At 69.0% G+C, this 14087-nt stretch carries 16 protein-coding genes; 11 read left to right on the top strand and 5 right to left on the bottom strand.

Annotated features, from left to right (window positions below):
- The first annotated feature begins 9 nt into the window (after window positions 1-9).
- The 4 genes from ACAM58_RS19600 to ACAM58_RS19585 all read left to right on the top strand — a co-directional run bounded on the left by ACAM58_RS19600 (window position 10) and on the right by ACAM58_RS19585 (window position 4376).
- The gene (locus ACAM58_RS19600; protein ID WP_369663363.1) at window positions 10-780 is read left to right on the top strand and encodes a glycerophosphodiester phosphodiesterase family protein; all 771 of its coding nucleotides are present in this window, start codon (window positions 10-12) and stop codon (window positions 778-780) included.
- On the top strand, window positions 777-2318 hold the full coding sequence (locus ACAM58_RS19595; RefSeq protein WP_369663362.1) for an alkaline phosphatase: 1542 nt from the start codon (window positions 777-779) through the stop codon (window positions 2316-2318). Before ACAM58_RS19600 ends, ACAM58_RS19595 begins: the two co-directional genes overlap by 4 nt.
- A gap of 68 nt (window positions 2319-2386) precedes the next feature.
- Window positions 2387-3397, top strand: coding sequence for an aldo/keto reductase (locus ACAM58_RS19590; RefSeq protein ID WP_015866772.1), 1011 nt, complete (start codon window positions 2387-2389; stop codon window positions 3395-3397).
- A 40-nt stretch (window positions 3398-3437) separates the two neighbouring features.
- Entirely contained in the window at window positions 3438-4376 is a 939-nt protein-coding gene (locus ACAM58_RS19585) for a VTT domain-containing protein (protein ID WP_015866771.1), read from the top strand.
- 16 nt (window positions 4377-4392) lie between these two features.
- On the opposite strand, the gene ACAM58_RS19580 is transcribed toward ACAM58_RS19585, so the two are convergent.
- Window positions 4393-4809: a hypothetical protein gene (locus ACAM58_RS19580; RefSeq protein WP_369663361.1), complete on the bottom strand. Its 417-nt coding sequence runs from the start codon at window positions 4807-4809 to the stop codon at window positions 4393-4395.
- A gap of 84 nt (window positions 4810-4893) precedes the next feature.
- Between ACAM58_RS19580 and ACAM58_RS19575 the strand changes: the two genes are divergently transcribed.
- The 3 genes from ACAM58_RS19575 to ACAM58_RS19565 are packed head-to-tail and all read left to right on the top strand — an operon-like array spanning window position 4894 to window position 7579.
- Window positions 4894-6264, top strand: coding sequence for a cache domain-containing protein (locus tag ACAM58_RS19575; RefSeq protein ID WP_369663360.1), 1371 nt, complete (start codon window positions 4894-4896; stop codon window positions 6262-6264).
- Window positions 6261-6905, top strand: a complete 645-nt coding sequence (locus ACAM58_RS19570; protein WP_027730758.1) for a response regulator transcription factor — start codon at window positions 6261-6263, stop codon at window positions 6903-6905. The genes ACAM58_RS19575 and ACAM58_RS19570 overlap by 4 nt, the downstream gene beginning before the upstream one ends.
- A gap of 50 nt (window positions 6906-6955) precedes the next feature.
- Window positions 6956-7579: a DUF938 domain-containing protein gene (locus tag ACAM58_RS19565; RefSeq protein ID WP_369663359.1), complete on the top strand. Its 624-nt coding sequence runs from the start codon at window positions 6956-6958 to the stop codon at window positions 7577-7579.
- A gap of 2 nt (window positions 7580-7581) precedes the next feature.
- Here the strand turns inward: ACAM58_RS19565 and ACAM58_RS19560 are convergent, their stop codons facing one another.
- A complete protein-coding gene (locus ACAM58_RS19560) occupies window positions 7582-9165 on the bottom strand; it encodes a serine hydrolase domain-containing protein (protein ID WP_369663358.1) in 1584 nt (527 codons plus the stop codon).
- A 341-nt stretch (window positions 9166-9506) separates the two neighbouring features.
- Here ACAM58_RS19560 and ACAM58_RS19555 point away from each other — a divergent pair, with 341 nt between their 5' ends.
- Entirely contained in the window at window positions 9507-10058 is a 552-nt protein-coding gene (locus ACAM58_RS19555; protein ID WP_369663357.1) for a type VI secretion system amidase effector protein Tae4, read from the top strand.
- The gene (locus tag ACAM58_RS19550; RefSeq protein ID WP_369663356.1) at window positions 10058-10453 is read left to right on the top strand and encodes a hypothetical protein; all 396 of its coding nucleotides are present in this window, start codon (window positions 10058-10060) and stop codon (window positions 10451-10453) included. The genes ACAM58_RS19555 and ACAM58_RS19550 overlap by 1 nt, the downstream gene beginning before the upstream one ends.
- Window positions 10454-10471: 18 nt before the next feature.
- On the opposite strand, the gene ACAM58_RS19545 is transcribed toward ACAM58_RS19550, so the two are convergent.
- From ACAM58_RS19545 to ACAM58_RS19535, 3 genes are read right to left on the bottom strand one after another with little or no spacing between them, the layout of a single operon-like run.
- Window positions 10472-11254: an extensin family protein gene (locus ACAM58_RS19545; RefSeq protein WP_369663355.1), complete on the bottom strand. Its 783-nt coding sequence runs from the start codon at window positions 11252-11254 to the stop codon at window positions 10472-10474.
- 11 nt (window positions 11255-11265) lie between these two features.
- The gene (locus tag ACAM58_RS19540; protein WP_018905292.1) at window positions 11266-12459 is read right to left on the bottom strand and encodes a PrsW family intramembrane metalloprotease; all 1194 of its coding nucleotides are present in this window, start codon (window positions 12457-12459) and stop codon (window positions 11266-11268) included.
- On the bottom strand, window positions 12456-13016 hold the full coding sequence (locus ACAM58_RS19535; RefSeq protein WP_015866762.1) for a hypothetical protein: 561 nt from the start codon (window positions 13014-13016) through the stop codon (window positions 12456-12458). Before ACAM58_RS19535 ends, ACAM58_RS19540 begins: the two co-directional genes overlap by 4 nt.
- Window positions 13017-13132: 116 nt before the next feature.
- Between ACAM58_RS19535 and ACAM58_RS19530 the strand changes: the two genes are divergently transcribed.
- Window positions 13133-13555, top strand: coding sequence for a DUF1801 domain-containing protein (locus ACAM58_RS19530; protein ID WP_015866761.1), 423 nt, complete (start codon window positions 13133-13135; stop codon window positions 13553-13555).
- Window positions 13556-13564: 9 nt separating this feature from the next.
- Window positions 13565-14086: a C40 family peptidase gene (locus tag ACAM58_RS19525; protein ID WP_369663354.1), complete on the top strand. Its 522-nt coding sequence runs from the start codon at window positions 13565-13567 to the stop codon at window positions 14084-14086.
- Window position 14087: the final 1 nt, after the last annotated feature.

Below are 14087 nucleotides of genomic sequence, written 5' to 3'. Positions count from 1 at the left end.
ATTGCAGAAATGATCATCGTCGGACACCGCGGCGCGCGGAACCTCTGGCCCGAGAACAGCATGGGCGGCTTCCGCCGCCTGATCGCGCTGGGCGCGGATGCGGTCGAATTCGACGTGCAGGAAACGCGCGACGGCAAGGCCGTGGTCATCCACGATCCGCTGCTCGACCGCACCACCGAAGGCACGGGCGCGGTGCGCGAGCACGATGCGGCCGAGGTGCTGGCCACGCGCCTGCGCAAGGGGCAGGGCGCGCAGGAAGAACAGCGGGCCGATGAAGCCGGCGAATGCGTGCCCTCGCTGGCCGAGGTGCTCAAGCTCTTCGCGCCCACGCGCATGGAGCTGCACGTCGAGATCAAGACCGACGCCGCCGGCGAGCTGCCGCCCGGCGCCATCGCGCGCACGGTGCAGGCGCTGCACGATGCGGGCGTGGCCGAGCGCAGCATCCTGACCTGCTTCGTGCCCGAGGTGCTGGCGCAGGTGCTCGCCCACTGGCCGCGCGGACGCGTGCTGGCTTCGCTCGACCACCGTTCGGCTGAAATGCTGGGCGGCATCACGCGTGCGCTGGCGCGCTACGCGGCGCTGCCGGGCTGCATCGTCGCGGTCGAGAAAAAGCTCTTGGCCGCCACCTGGCCGCAATGCCTGGCCGCGCTCGGCAGCGAGCGGCTGGGTGCCTGGGTGGTCAACGAGCCCGATGAAATTGCACAATGGCTCGCCATGCCCCTGCGCCAGATCACCACCGACCGACCCGACCTGGCGCTGGCCGCGCGCGCAAGGACATGAGGGTCTCGCGCCGCCGCCTGCTGCTCGGCGGAATGGCCGCTGCCTCGCTGGGCCACCCGTTCCTCCGGCTCCACGCGCAGCAGGCCGCGCGCGGGTTTCCGTTCACGCTGGGCGTGGCGTCCGGCAGCCCCAGGCCCGACGGCATGGTGCTGTGGACCCGGCTGGCGCCCGATCCGCTGCAGGGCGGCGGCATGGGCGAGGCCCCGGTCGACGTGCAGTGGGAAGTGGCACACGACGAGGGCTTTGCACGCATCGCGGCAAGGGGCAGGGCGACGGCCACCGCGGCGCTCGCGCATTCGGTACATGTCGAGGTGCAGGGCCTCGCGCCCGGCCGGCCTTACTGGTACCGCTTCACGGCTCTTGGCGCGCGAAGCCCCGCCGGCCGCACCCGCACCGCGCCGGCCGAAACCGATGCCGCACCGCAGCCGCTGCGCTTTGCCTTCGCGTCATGCCAGCAGTACGAGCAGGGCTACTACGCGGCCTACCGCGACATGGCGATGCAGCCTTTGGACTTCGTCGTGCACCTGGGCGACTACATCTACGAAAGCTCCTGGGGCTCGCGCCATGTGCGCCATCACCAGGGCGGCATTCCCACGCAGCTCGGCGAGTTCCGCGACCGCTATGCGCTCTACAAGACCGATCCGCACTTGCAGGCCGCGCACGCCGCCTTCCCCTGGCTCGTGACCTGGGACGACCACGAGGTGGCGAACGACTACACCGACGATGTTTCGCCGCGCAGCATCGATCCCGCGCAGTTCCTGGCGATCCGCGCCGCGGCCTATCAGGCCTGGTACGAGCACATGCCCGTGCCCGCCAGCATGCGGCCGACCGGCGCCGCGGCCACCATCTACGGCCGCCACCGTTTCGGCCGCATGCTCGACGTGTTCCTGCTCGATGGGCGGCAGTACCGTTCGCACCATGCCTGCCTGGCCGGCCGCAGCGCCTCGCCGCTGGCCGACTGCGCCGACCGGCTGGCACCGGAGCGCAGCTTCCTCGGCGCCAGGCAGGAGGCCTGGCTCGCGAACGAACTGGCCGCACCGCCGGCCCGCTGGACCGTGATCGCCCAGCCCACGCTGCTGGCCGAGGCCGACCGCAAGCGCGGCCCCGAGCACGGCTACTGGATGGACGGCTGGGACGGCTACGCCGCCTCGCGCACGCGCCTGCTCGACGGCCTGGCCGCGAACCAGGCGCGCGGCGGCGATGCGCTGGTCATCAGCGGCGACGTGCATGCCTTCTGGGCCGCCGACCTGCGCCGCGAGCCGCAGGGGCCGGCGGTGGCCACCGAATTCGTCGGCGGCGCCATCACCTCCGAAGGCCCCAGCGCCGCCGGCGTGGCCAACATGCTCGCCAAGAACGAGCACCTGCGCTACGGCCGCGGCGACAAGCGCGGCTATGCGCAGATGGCGCTCGATGCGCGCGGCTGCACGGTCGAGTTCCGCGCCGTGGACGACGAAAAGGCCGAGGACGCCGCTGTCGCGCCGATGGCGCGCTTTGCGGTGGAGCGCGGCGCGCCCGGCGTGCATCTTGAAAGCACCTGATCGCTGCAGCCTTGCGCCGTCGTGACTATGATGGCCGTCGCACTTCCATCGCCCGGAGCGACACCCCCATGAGCATTCCGACCACCCGACTCGGCCGCACCGGCCTCACCGTCTCGCGCCTTGCGCTCGGCACCATGACCTTCGGCCTGCAGACCGACGAGGCCGTGTCGCACCAGATTCTCGACAAGGCCGCCGAGGGCGGCATCAACTTTCTCGACACCGCCGACGTGTATCCGCTCGGCGGCACCGTCGAAACCACGGGCCGCACCGAAGAGATCATCGGCCGCTGGCTGCACAAGCAGGGCGCCGCGGGCCGCCGCCGCTTCGTGGTGGCCACCAAGGCCGTCGGCAAGGTCGGCCCCAGCAGCTGGGACCAGGGCGCCTCGCGCAAGCACCTGCTCGACGCCATCGATGCCTCGCTCAAGCGGCTGCAGACCGACCACGTCGACCTGTACCAGCTGCACAGCGACGACCGCGAGACGCCGCTCGAAGAGAGCCTGGAGGCGCTCGACGTCATCGTCAAGTCGGGCCGCGCGCGCTACATCGGTGTCTCCAACTTCCTGGCCTACCGGCTGGCACGCGCGCTCGGCAAGGCCGAGCTGCACAAGCTCACGCGCTATGTGTCGGTGCAGCCGCGCTACAGCCTGCTGTTCCGCGAGATCGAGCGCGAGCTGCTGCCGCTCGCGGGCGAAGAGGGCCTGGGCGTGATTCCCTACAACCCGCTGGCCGGCGGCCTGCTCACCGGCAAGTACAAGCCCGGCGCCGCGCCCGAGCAAAACACCCGCTTCACGCTCGGCACGGCCGGCGGCATGTACCAGGACCGCTACTGGAACGAGCGCAGCTTCAACACCGTGACCCAGCTGCACAAGCTGGCCGACGAAGCCGGCGTGCCGCTGGCCACGCTGGCGGTGGCCTGGGTCATGGCCAACCCGCTCATCACCGCGCCGCTGCTCGGCGCGAGCCGTCCCGAGCAGCTCGACGCCACGCTGGCCGCGGCCAGCTACAGGCTGGACCCCGCGCTCAAGCAGAAGCTCGACGAGCTCACGGCCGAATACCGCAAGGGCGACGCGCCCAGGTAGGCAGCCAAGGAGTGAACACCCCCCAACTCGCGCTGCTGCCATGGCACAGCTGATGTCGCTGCTGGTGCAGAACGCGATCGCGATCGTCTTCGCGGCGAGCTTTGCCGCGCGCCTCGGACTGCCGGTGCCCGCGGCCGCGGTGCTGGTGGTGTCGGGTGCGCTGCTGGCGGCCGGCAATGTCTCGGTGGCGGGCGTGGTGCTGGCTGCGGTGCTGGCCAACGTGCTGGGCGATGGCGCGTGGTTCTATGCCGGGCGCCGCTTCGGCTACCGTTTCATGCGGCTTCTGTGCCGCATCTCGCTGTCGCCCGATTCATGCGTGCGGCGCGGCGAATCGCTGATCGGCCGGTGGGGCGGCCTCTCGCTGGTGGCCGCCAAGTTCGTGCCGGGCGTCTCGGTGGTCGCGCCGCCGATGGCCGGCGCGCTGGGCATGTCGGTGTGGCGCTTCATCGGCTTCGACATCGGCGCCGCGCTGGTCTGGACCGTCGTCTTCCTCGGGCTGGGCTGGGCCTTTCGCGACCAGATCCAGGAGGTGCTGGCGATGCTGGCCCAGGCCGGCGGCATCGCGACCGCGGCCCTGGTGGTGGTGCTGGCCGTGATGCTGGCGGTGCGCTACTGGCGCCGGCGCGCCTTCATGCGGCTCACGGGCATGCCGCGCATCAGCGTGGACGAGCTGCACGAGCTGCTCGCGAGCGAGGCGCCGCCGCTGGTGATCGACGTGCGCGGGGAGGCCGGCGTGCAGGTCGATCCGCGCCGCATTCCCGGGGCGCTGCCGTACACGCTCAAGGCACTGCAGCAGCGGCATCCGGAATTGCCGTTGGTCGGCGGGCGCGACGTGGTGCTTTACTGCAACTGCCCCAACGAGGTGTCGGCCGCGCTGGCTGCGCGCGTGCTGCTGGCGCGCGGTGCGCGGCGCGCACTGCCGCTGACGGGCGGGCTCGACGCCTGGGTGGCCTCGGGCCGGCCGACGAGCCTGCACTGAGGCCGTTCGGCGGCGCTCAGTCCAGCCGCACCATCGGGCAGGACAGGACCATTCGCTCATCGCGGGGCGAGTGGCGCCAGCCGGGCAGGGCGCGCTTCTGGTACGCCTCGAGCGATGGGTAGCCCTGCACGCTCCAGCCGTAGGTGCTGATCTGCTCCGCCTCGACCACTTCGTAGCGGCACTGCCGGCTGCGCGCCATGAGGCGAAAGACGATGCGGCCATGCTCCGAGGCAAGGTCTTTCTCCAGCACGCTGTAGCGGCCGGGCTTGCAGATGCTGAAGCTCGAATTCCATTCGATGGTTTGCGTCCGCACGTACAGCCCGCCCGAACATGCGCGCCCCGTGCCGCTGAACACGGCCGTGAAGGGCGCCGCGGCAATGGCCGTGCCAGCCAGGGCAAGAAGGGCCAGTGCGGCCATCCAGCGGTTCTGCATGCGATCTGCTCCCGTGTGTTGCGTCCCCCGTGCCCTTGCGATCTTAAGGTTCTCGGCGCCGCCCGGTGGTAGTCTTGCCTCCCGATGAACCTCCGCACCAAGATCGTCGCGCTGGCCGTTGCACCGCTGCTGGTTGCACTGGTGCTGGTGGCCCTGGCGGTGCGCCACCAGGAGCATGACCTGGCGCAGCGCGAGCGCGCGCTGATCGAGAAAAGCTACATGGCCCAGCGGCGCAGCGAACTGCGCAGCTACGTCGACCTTGCCGTGAGCACCGTGCGGCCGCTGTACGACGCCGGCCAGGACGACGAGCAAGCCCGCAGCGAGGCCCTGCGCCGCCTGGCCGCGCTCGACTACGGCGACGACGGCTACTTCTTCGTCTACGACATGCAGGGCCGCTCGCTCATGCATTCGCGCCAGCCCGATCTGGTGGGCCAGAACCTCTGGGACATGCGCGACTCGCGCGGCCGCTTCACCATCCAGGACCTGATCGCGGGCGCGCGCGCGGGCGGCGGCTATGTGGAGTACGAATGGCGCAAGCCCTCCAGCGAGCAGATGGCGCCCAAGCTCGGCTACGTCACTGCGCTGCCGCGCTGGAACTGGATGGTCGGCACCGGCCTGTACCTGGACGACATCGAGGCCACCATGCAGGCGCTCGACCGCCAGATGAGCGCCAACGTCACCACCACGCTGCTGTGGATCGCCGGCATCGCGGCGCTGTGCCTGGGCGTGGTGAGCGCCACCGGGCTGCTGCTCAACCTCAGCGAGCACCGCACGGCCGAGGCCAAGCTGCGGCTGCTGGCGCGGCGCGTGGTGCAGTCGCAGGAAGAAGAGCGCGGCCACCTCGCGCGCGAGCTGCACGACGGCACCAGCCAGACGCTGGTCTCGGCCAAGCTGCTGATCGAATCGGCCGTGGATGCGCTCGACCGCGAGCGCCAGCCCGCGCCGCCCGCGCTGAGCAAGGCGCTGCAACGGCTCAACGATTCGCTGATCGAGGTGCGCCGCATCTCGCACCGCCTGCGGCCGGCCCTGCTCGACACGCTCGGCCTGCCCGCCGCGCTCGAGCGCCTGGGCGACGAATTCGCCGAAGAGGGCGCCATCGACGCCTCCATCATGATCGAGGGCGAGGCCTTCGAGCTCTCGCAGGAGGCCAAGACCGCGCTCTTCCGCGTCACGCAGGAGGCGCTCACCAATGTGCGCAAGCACGCGCAGGCGCACCGCGTGCACATTGCGCTGGGCTTTTCCGACGAGGACGGCGTGCGGCTTTCGATCGGCGACGACGGCATCGGCTTCGACGTGGAGGCGATGCAGCTCGATGCGCGGCGCGGCATCGGCCTGCGCAACATGCGCGAGCGCATGGAGTCGATCGGCGGGCGCCTGGACGTGCAATCGGGCGAAGGCGGAACCACCATCGTGGCCGAAGTGCCGGCCCGCAGCGCGAGGCCCGAGCCGGCATGAAGAACGACGCCGCCCCCGTCCGCCTCTTCCTGGTCGACGACCATCCGCTGGTGCGCGACGGCCTGCGCGCGCGGCTCGGCGCCATGCCGGGGCTGGAGATCGTCGGCGAGGCCGGGAGCGCGGCCGAGGCGCTGGCGCTCATCGAAACGCTCCAGCCCGACCTGCTGCTGATGGATGTCGGCATGAAGGACATGAACGGCATCGACCTGGCCGCACTGGTGCTGCAGCGCCATCAGCCCGCGCCGCACGTGGTGATGCTCAGCATGTACGACAACCCCGAATACGTGCAGAAGGCCCTGCAGGTGGGCGCGCGCGGCTATGTGCTGAAGGACGCGCCCGCGGCCGAGATCGTCGCGGCCATCGAGGCGGTGTCGGCCGGCGGCACCTTCCTGAGCCCGGCCGTGTCGAAGAAGCTGTTCCGCAACCAGGCGCCCAGGCCGCTGCTCACGCCGCGCGAGAGCGAGATCCTCAGCGCGCTGGGCCGCGGGGAATCGAGCAAGCAGATCGCGCGCGACCTGGGCCTGAGCGTGCGCACCGTGGAGGCGCACCGGCAGAGCATCAAGCGGCGGCTGGGCATCGAAGGGCAGGCGGAACTCATCAAGTATGCGGTGGAGCATGCGCGGGAGTTCGGGCAGGGCTGAACCGCGCTGTCCTTCTCCAGTCAAACCATACCTATCCAGGTCCATTTCACATGTCCGACCTTCCTCACAGCCCCGCCGCGGACCGCAACAAGCAGCCCATCCTCGAAGCGCTGGGCCGCATCCTCGGCGAGCGCGGCAGCGCGCTCGAGATCGCATCCGGCACAGGCCAGCACGCTGCCTGGTTCGCCGCAGCGATGCCCCAGTGGGCCTGGCAGCCCACCGACGCAGACGCGCGCGTGCTCCCCGCGATTGCAAGCCGCGTCGCGCAGGCCGCGCTGCCCAATCTCCGTGCGCCGCTGCTGCTCGACGTGATGGCGCCTCGATGGCCGTCGCAAGGCGCCGCGTTCGCTCGAGCAGAAGAAAAGTTCGATGCGATCTACTGCGCCAACATGCTGCACATCGCGCCCTGGGCCGCATGCGCCGCGTTGATGCAAGGCGCCGCACGGCATCTGCTTGCCGATGGATTGCTGGTCACCTACGGCCCCTACTTCGAAGAAGAAGCCCCACCGGCGCCGAGCAACCTGGCGTTCGACCAAGACCTGCGCGCCCGCAATTCCGAATGGGGCATTCGCCGCCTGGAGGACGTGGTGGCCGAGGCGCGCCGCGCAGGGCTCGCGCTGCGCGAGCGGCATGCGATGCCCGCGAACAACCTGCTGCTGGTCTTCGGCTTCTAGGCTCAGCGCACGCGGGGCACCGCGGTGGTCAGCAGCGCCAATGCCTGGTTCAGCGTCGAGCCCGCGAAGCGCTCTCCCTTCGAATGCCCGATCCGCACCACGATGAGATCGTGCGACGGAATCACCAGCACGAACTGGCCTCCTGCGCCGAGCATGTAGTAGGCAGACGCCGGCACCGCGAGCGAGCCCATTCCATTGATCCAGAAGAAGCCGCCGTAGATCGGGCGCTTGTCCGCGGCCCAGGCCGGCGCCACGCTGCTCACGAAATTGACGAAGCCCTCGGGAAGAATGCGCTCGCCATTCCACATGCCGTCCTGCAGATAGAGATTGCCCAGGCGTGCCCAGTCGCGCGCCGACATGAAGTCGTAGCCCTGCGTGAGAAAGTTGCCGTAGGGGTCGGTCTCGATCACCATCGAGCGGATGCCGATCTTGTCGAAGAGCGCGCGCTGCGGAAACGACAGGTAGTCCTCGCCGCGCTTTTCCACCGCGAGGCGGACCAGGTAGTTGGCCAGCACCGGATCGGTGTTGCGGTAGCGGCCCACGGCACCGGGCGGCCATTGCTGCGGCCGGGTGGCGGCGTAGTTGAAGGCGTTGATGCGGCCCGTGTAGTAGTAGATGTGGTCGGGGTAGGTGCCGTTGGGGTCGAAGTCCGGATCGTCCGGCGCCTTGATGCGCAGGCCGCTCGACATCTGCAGGATGTCGGAGATCTTGATCTGCTGCCGCGCATCGCCGGCGCCCTGCCATTCGGGAATCGGCGCCGGCTGGTCGAGCTTGTACACGCCCTGCTTGATGAGCACGCCCATCATCGTCGCCACGACGCTCTTGCCCATCGACCACGATTCGAGCGGCGTCGCCGGGCCGATGCCGCTCATGTAGCGCTCGGCGACGATGCGGCCCTTGTGCGTGACCACGAAGGCCGATGTGTAGGCCTCGGGCACGGCGAACGCGGCATCGACGGCCTGGTTCACCTTGGCCATGTCGACCTCTGCGGGCGGCGCATCGCCCGGCAGCACGTCGCCCATCGGCCATGGCTGCGTCGCGGGGTCGGGCAGCGTGCTCCGGACTTCGACGGGCGTGAAGAACACGTCGTCCCGGCCGGCCGGCAGCGTGACGCAGCCTTGCGAACCGAAGTGGCGCGCCACCAGCGTCGGGCCATTGGGAATCGAGATGCGAACCTCCTTTTTCACGCGGTCGACCACGGGCTTGCCGACGTTCTTGCGCTGGTCATAAGGGCCCACGAAATAGCCCAGGCTTTCGGCGGCGACGTCGGGGGCGATGCCGGTGATGAACACGGCGGAACACATCGTCTTGGCATAGCCGGAGGTGTGGTGCTCCAGCACGTTGCCGGGCGGCGGCACGTAGGGCGTGTTGATTTCGAGGGGCCGTGCGCGGGCAATGAGCGCTTCGCGTTCCGGCAGCTGCGCCGTGGTCGGCGGCAAGGGTGCGCCGATGCCGATCCCCCCGCCACCTCCACCCCCGCCACCTCCACCCCCGCCGCCGCCGCCCCCACCGCAGGAGGCCAATGCAGCCGCCAGGCCCAGTGCCGCGGCGGTGGTGGCGAGGGAGCGGCGGATCGAGCACTTCATTTGGCGGTCCTTGGGTTTTCGCGAGAGTCGATGGCGGTGTGCAACTTTCGACACCGGCGGGATTGTGGGTGAATCCCGGAAGGGCGGCCAGCGCTTTCGAGTGCAGTGCGTGCGATGTAGCGCCAAGGTTCTCACCACTGGATTCGATGATTGCGGAGTCCCCGCATCGTGCTTGCCTGCAGGACGCGGCAATATTCCATGATCGCAGGAGACGGCCCGTGTGAACGTAGCCTTTCGGGTGGCTGGCAGCACGAACTTGAGTCGATAAGATGCGGCGGACTCACAGTGGTCCATGGTCAGTTCGCTGGGCCAAGCTAGATAGGCACAGGAAGGAAAAACAGATGCCACTTCCCGAAATGGCAAAGCCGATATCGTTCGAAGCGATATGGAAGAACTACCCCAGTGATGACCCTTGCGTGAACCCCCGCACGGGCAAGAAGGCGTATGACGATCAATGCGCAATACGGGTCGGCATTGCGTTGGAAAAGTCGGGTGTCAGTTTCAAGTCATTTCCCGGCCCACGCTGCGAATTTGGCCCTTCCGGAAACGGAATGGTGCTGCGCGCGACCGAATTGGCCAACTGGCTGATGCGTCGTCCGTTCGCTGGCTGTCCAGATGCGGAAACACACCAGGGAAAAAGCTTCGACAAGAGTCCCTCCGGTCGCACGGGCATCATCTATTTCGAGGACTACTGGTTGCGTACCGCTGAGGCGATGTTTCCCACTGGAGATCACATCGACCTGTGGGATCGAAATCGATTGACGCCGTCATGGACGACGTTCCTTCGCTTCTCGCTCGGCATTGATACCTTGCGATCACCGTGGAGCGGCAACGGATACCTCTACTCCGATCTGCACGCGTCGCGTCGAGTTGTCTTCTGGCCGATAAGCTGATGAAGCGCCCGATCTTCACCCTGTGCGGGGCTTTGCTCGGCGTCGCTCTGTTCCTGGGCTTGCCCATCCTCTTTTCGCTCGCGTTTCCAGGTACGGGGATCGGGCATCACGGCGAAGATGAAGCCGCTCGGATGCTGCGCGTGTATGTCGTCATGGGTGGCGCGGCCTCTGCCGCGTTGGGTGCCTGGGTCGGCGGCGTCGCCGCGACGAGTCCGCGGCGGGCGCTTGGAATGCTTGCTGCCATTGCGGCCGCCAGCATCGCCTTCGGCATCGTTCCGATCCAATTGCCGATGAAGCCCGAGAACGCGATGGCTGTTGGCATTGGAGCCTGGGCCATCGTCAGCGCAGGTCTCGCCGCGTTGGCGGCACGCAAGAAGAGCGAAACCTCTGCGTAATGCCAGCGCTTCGGGATGCTAGCGGCACATGTCGTACCCGCCGGTCTCCAGGTGGAAGTGGTCCTTGTGCGCGGCGTTGTAGTCGGGGCCCAGCACGCCATTGAAGAAACGGCAGGCGCCGCGGTGCGCATCGCGCAGAAGCAGCGGCGCCGGATCGTCCGTGCTTGCGGCACTGCCGTCGCGGGGCCAGTCATGCAGCACCGTGATGCGGCGGCCGTCGGCCAGCGTGAGGCCGGCGACGTCCAGCGCATCGGCCGTGGCATGCCGGCTGCGCGAAGCGCCCGGCACGGCGCCTTCGCCGCGGTTCACGTTGCGGCAGGCGTAGCTGCCGAGATGCTCGATGGCCGCCACCGGCTGGCCGAAGCGCTGCCTGGCGGCTGGCTGCAGCGCGTGCCGCTCCCACATGAAGAAGGACAGTGCCATCGGGCAGCTCAGCGAAGGCGAAGTGCCCAGGCGCACGCCGGCGGAGCGCAGCCGCACGGCGTTCTCGAAGCCGCAGCCGGGGCCGGTGACGCGGTCGGGCAGCAGGTCGTACTGCATGCCGGTTTGCGCCAGCGCCGCAAGGCAGCGCGCGGGTTCGCGGCGGGCCCGCTCGAGCTTGAAGCCGGTCAGCCAGTTGGGCGCCGCCGCCACGTCGAGCGGCGCCCACGGATTGAAGCGCTCGGGAATCTCGACGGTGCCGGTGGCGACGGCCCATGCAGCTGCGGCGAGCGCGGCGCCCGCCGCGGCCGCGGCGAGCAGCCAGCGCCTGCGGTGCGAAGGCGCGGGCTCTGCCGGACGCTCCGGAGGATCCACGGCCATGGTCCCGATCCTCAGGGCTTTGCGGCAATGAGCGGATCGAGTTCGGCCCGCACGCGCCGGATCGCCACTTCATGCCGCAGCGTCTGGGCGCCGCGTCCGTAGGTCATGGCCTTGCGGATCAGCCGCAATTGCTCGCGCTGCAACTGCGTCTTCAGGCGCCTGGCCCGCAGCCCGAAGGTCCAGCCCATTTCCCGGCGAACCTTGTAGCGCTGCAAGGGCGCGCCCAGGCGGATCCACTCGTCGTCGCGGATCAGCTCGCGCTCCGGCACGAAGTAGGCGGCCAGCGCATGCAGATAGGCGCCGTTCTCGCGTGCGGCAACTCGCCAGAAGAGCCCGGCCGCAACCATCGCGGGAATGCCCTTGACGGCGAGCATCACGGCCATGTCGCCGTAGCCGCCGTCGAAGAGGTCTTCGAGCCACGGCGAGTTCCAGATGAAATGCATCGCCCACGCAAGCGCGAAGCACAGCAGGGCGCAGGCGATCCTCGCCGCCAGCGAACGCTCCGGATGCAGCAGGAACCAGGCGACGCCGAAGGACGCGATCGTCGTGTAGGCCGCATGGCTCCACAGCCCGCTCAGCAGCCCGCGCGTCAGCAGGTTGACGAGCACCGGAGACACCTGGTTCTCGAGCGGAAAGTGCATCGAGGCGTTGACGGTGTACGTGAGGTTCTCGACCACCTGGAAGCCCAGCCCTGCCATGGCACCCACGATCAGTACCGACAGGTAGGTCTGGAACTGGTTGCGCGCCACCAGCACCAGCAGGATGACGCCGGCGATCTTCAGGAACTCCTCGGTGACCGGCCCCGCGACGGCGGCCCCCCAGAGCGCCGCGAAATCCGGCGACACCAGCTTGGCGCACAGGCTCTGGATGGCGATGTTCGCCGGCGCGGCAAAGTAGACGGCGCCGAGCCCGCCCCAGGCAAAGGCCAGCACGAAGGCTTCCGGCGGGTGCTGCTCGAGCAGGTCCAGCGTGCGGAAGACCAGGAGGAAAAGCAGCGTGTAGATGCCCCACACCAGGATGCCCAGCAGGGCCGTGACGGGCACGACGCGGAACCCCATCGAGACCATGTTGACCGTGTAGAACAGCCCGTTGACGATCAGCGCCGCCAGCAGCCAGAAGGCCGCGCGCTGCGGCTGGAAGAACGAATCGGTGCCGATCGGCCAGTCGCCGCGGTCCTGCTGGCCCTCGAAGGCGGGCGGGCTCACTGCGGTGCCTCCAGGTCCATCGATTCGAGCATGCTGCGCGCATCGGCCATTGCCTCGTTCAGGCCTTCGCTGGCACCGTAGCAATCGATCTGCACGAGCGAGCGGCGCTGCAGGTCGACCACCTGCCAGAAGCGGCCGGCCAGCTTCGATCCATAGTACGCAAAGGTCTTGCCCTGCAGGCCCCACGAGGTGACGAAGTCGGACACGTCGCCATCGATGTTCAGGCGCTGGCCGCGCTCCATGAGCCTTTGCTGGCGCACCAGCGGACCGTCGGGCCCGCCGGCCCAGGCACGCGTGGTCACCAGGAACTTGTGGCCGCCCTTGAACAGCATCAGCGACTGGCCGGCCCTGGAGCGCGACACGTCCATCTCCCATCCGCTGGCGGGAACGAACCTCGCATGGCCGACGGACACTGTTTCCCCCGCGGCCAGCGGCCGGCTGCCGGGCGTGCGGCTGTCCCAGAAGCTCAGGCCGCCCACGTAGGCGGCAATGGCGAGCAGCACCGCGAGCGCGCCTGGCCAGGTGCGGTACGGTATGCGGCGGGAGGGCTCTGGCATGCGGCGATCGTGCCATATGAACGGGCGGGACACGGGCCATGCTTGCATTGCTTCGATGCATGGCTATCCTCCACGGTCATTGCAATGAAGCTGCTTCGGAACCTCCAGGACAGAACATGAAAAAGTCGGACGCGAGCACCGGCCAGCCGGCATCGGAACTCATCTCGCAACGCATCGCCGAGCTCGGCGGCTGGCGCGGCGAAACGCTGGGCCGCATGCGCAAGCTCATCCAGCAGGCGGACCCGGAAGTCGTCGAGGAATGGAAGTGGATGGGCACGCCGGTCTGGTCGCACGGCGGCATCATCTGCACGGGCGAGTCCTACAAGGACAAGGTGAAGCTCACCTTCGCCAAGGGCGCCTCGCTGCCGGACCCGGCCGGCCTCTTCAACGCGAGCCTGGACGGCAACATGCGCCGCGCGATCGACATCTTCGAAGGCGACGAAATCGATGGGGCCGCCTTCAAGGCGCTCGTGCGCGAGGCGGTGGCGCTCAACAGCGCCGGCAAGCCCAAGCCCGCGAAGAAGACCGCCAAGTCCTGAAGGAACCACATGCACGACGCCTCCGCACCCACGCCACCTCCCCGCATGCCGCTGGCGCTGCTTCGGCTGCTCCCGATCGGCGCCTGCCTGCTGGTGCTGGGCTGTGCAGGACCGCGGGCGCCGCAGCCCGGGGCTGCCTATGCGCCGCCTGCCGTGCTGACGGCCGAGCAATCGAGCAGCGTCGCGATCCATGCGCTGGGCCTGGTCGGCACGCCGTACCGCTACGGCGGCAACACGCCGGAGGGCGGCTTCGATTGCAGCGGGCTCATCGGCTACGTGTACAGAAGCAGCACAGGCCAGGCCACGCCGCGCACGGTGGCCCGCATGGCCGGCTTCGGCCGTCCCGTGCCCGCGTCCGAACTGCGCTCGGGCGACCTGGTGCTCTTCGGCGCCTCCACGCCGTCGCACGCGGGCATCTACGTGGGGGCCGGGCAGTTCGTGCATGCGCCCTCGACGGGCGGCGAGGTGCGGCTCGACCGGCTGGACGGCATCTACTGGTCGCGCCAGCCGATGCAGGCGCGCCGGCTCTAGC

The sequence above is a fragment of the Variovorax sp. V116 genome (assembly GCF_041154435.1).
Taxonomy (GTDB): Bacteria; Pseudomonadota; Gammaproteobacteria; order Burkholderiales; family Burkholderiaceae_C; genus Variovorax; species Variovorax paradoxus.
This window is presented reverse-complemented; position numbering and strand designations above follow the sequence as displayed.

Coding starts and splice junctions, on each gene's coding strand:
- ACAM58_RS19555 (WP_369663357.1), top strand. CDS start 9,507: ATGCCACTTCCCGAAATGGCAAAGCCGATATCGTTCGAAGCGATATGG.
- ACAM58_RS19600 (WP_369663363.1), top strand. CDS start 10: ATGATCATCGTCGGACACCGCGGCGCGCGGAACCTCTGGCCCGAGAAC.
- ACAM58_RS19595 (WP_369663362.1), top strand. CDS start 777: ATGAGGGTCTCGCGCCGCCGCCTGCTGCTCGGCGGAATGGCCGCTGCC.
- ACAM58_RS19590 (WP_015866772.1), top strand. CDS start 2,387: ATGAGCATTCCGACCACCCGACTCGGCCGCACCGGCCTCACCGTCTCG.
- ACAM58_RS19545 (WP_369663355.1), bottom strand. CDS start 11,254: ATGGCCGTGGATCCTCCGGAGCGTCCGGCAGAGCCCGCGCCTTCGCAC.
- ACAM58_RS19580 (WP_369663361.1), bottom strand. CDS start 4,809: ATGCAGAACCGCTGGATGGCCGCACTGGCCCTTCTTGCCCTGGCTGGC.
- ACAM58_RS19570 (WP_027730758.1), top strand. CDS start 6,261: ATGAAGAACGACGCCGCCCCCGTCCGCCTCTTCCTGGTCGACGACCAT.
- ACAM58_RS19560 (WP_369663358.1), bottom strand. CDS start 9,165: ATGAAGTGCTCGATCCGCCGCTCCCTCGCCACCACCGCCGCGGCACTG.
- ACAM58_RS19585 (WP_015866771.1), top strand. CDS start 3,438: ATGGCACAGCTGATGTCGCTGCTGGTGCAGAACGCGATCGCGATCGTC.
- ACAM58_RS19575 (WP_369663360.1), top strand. CDS start 4,894: ATGAACCTCCGCACCAAGATCGTCGCGCTGGCCGTTGCACCGCTGCTG.
- ACAM58_RS19525 (WP_369663354.1), top strand. CDS start 13,565: ATGCACGACGCCTCCGCACCCACGCCACCTCCCCGCATGCCGCTGGCG.
- ACAM58_RS19550 (WP_369663356.1), top strand. CDS start 10,058: ATGAAGCGCCCGATCTTCACCCTGTGCGGGGCTTTGCTCGGCGTCGCT.
- ACAM58_RS19535 (WP_015866762.1), bottom strand. CDS start 13,016: ATGCCAGAGCCCTCCCGCCGCATACCGTACCGCACCTGGCCAGGCGCG.
- ACAM58_RS19530 (WP_015866761.1), top strand. CDS start 13,133: ATGAAAAAGTCGGACGCGAGCACCGGCCAGCCGGCATCGGAACTCATC.
- ACAM58_RS19565 (WP_369663359.1), top strand. CDS start 6,956: ATGTCCGACCTTCCTCACAGCCCCGCCGCGGACCGCAACAAGCAGCCC.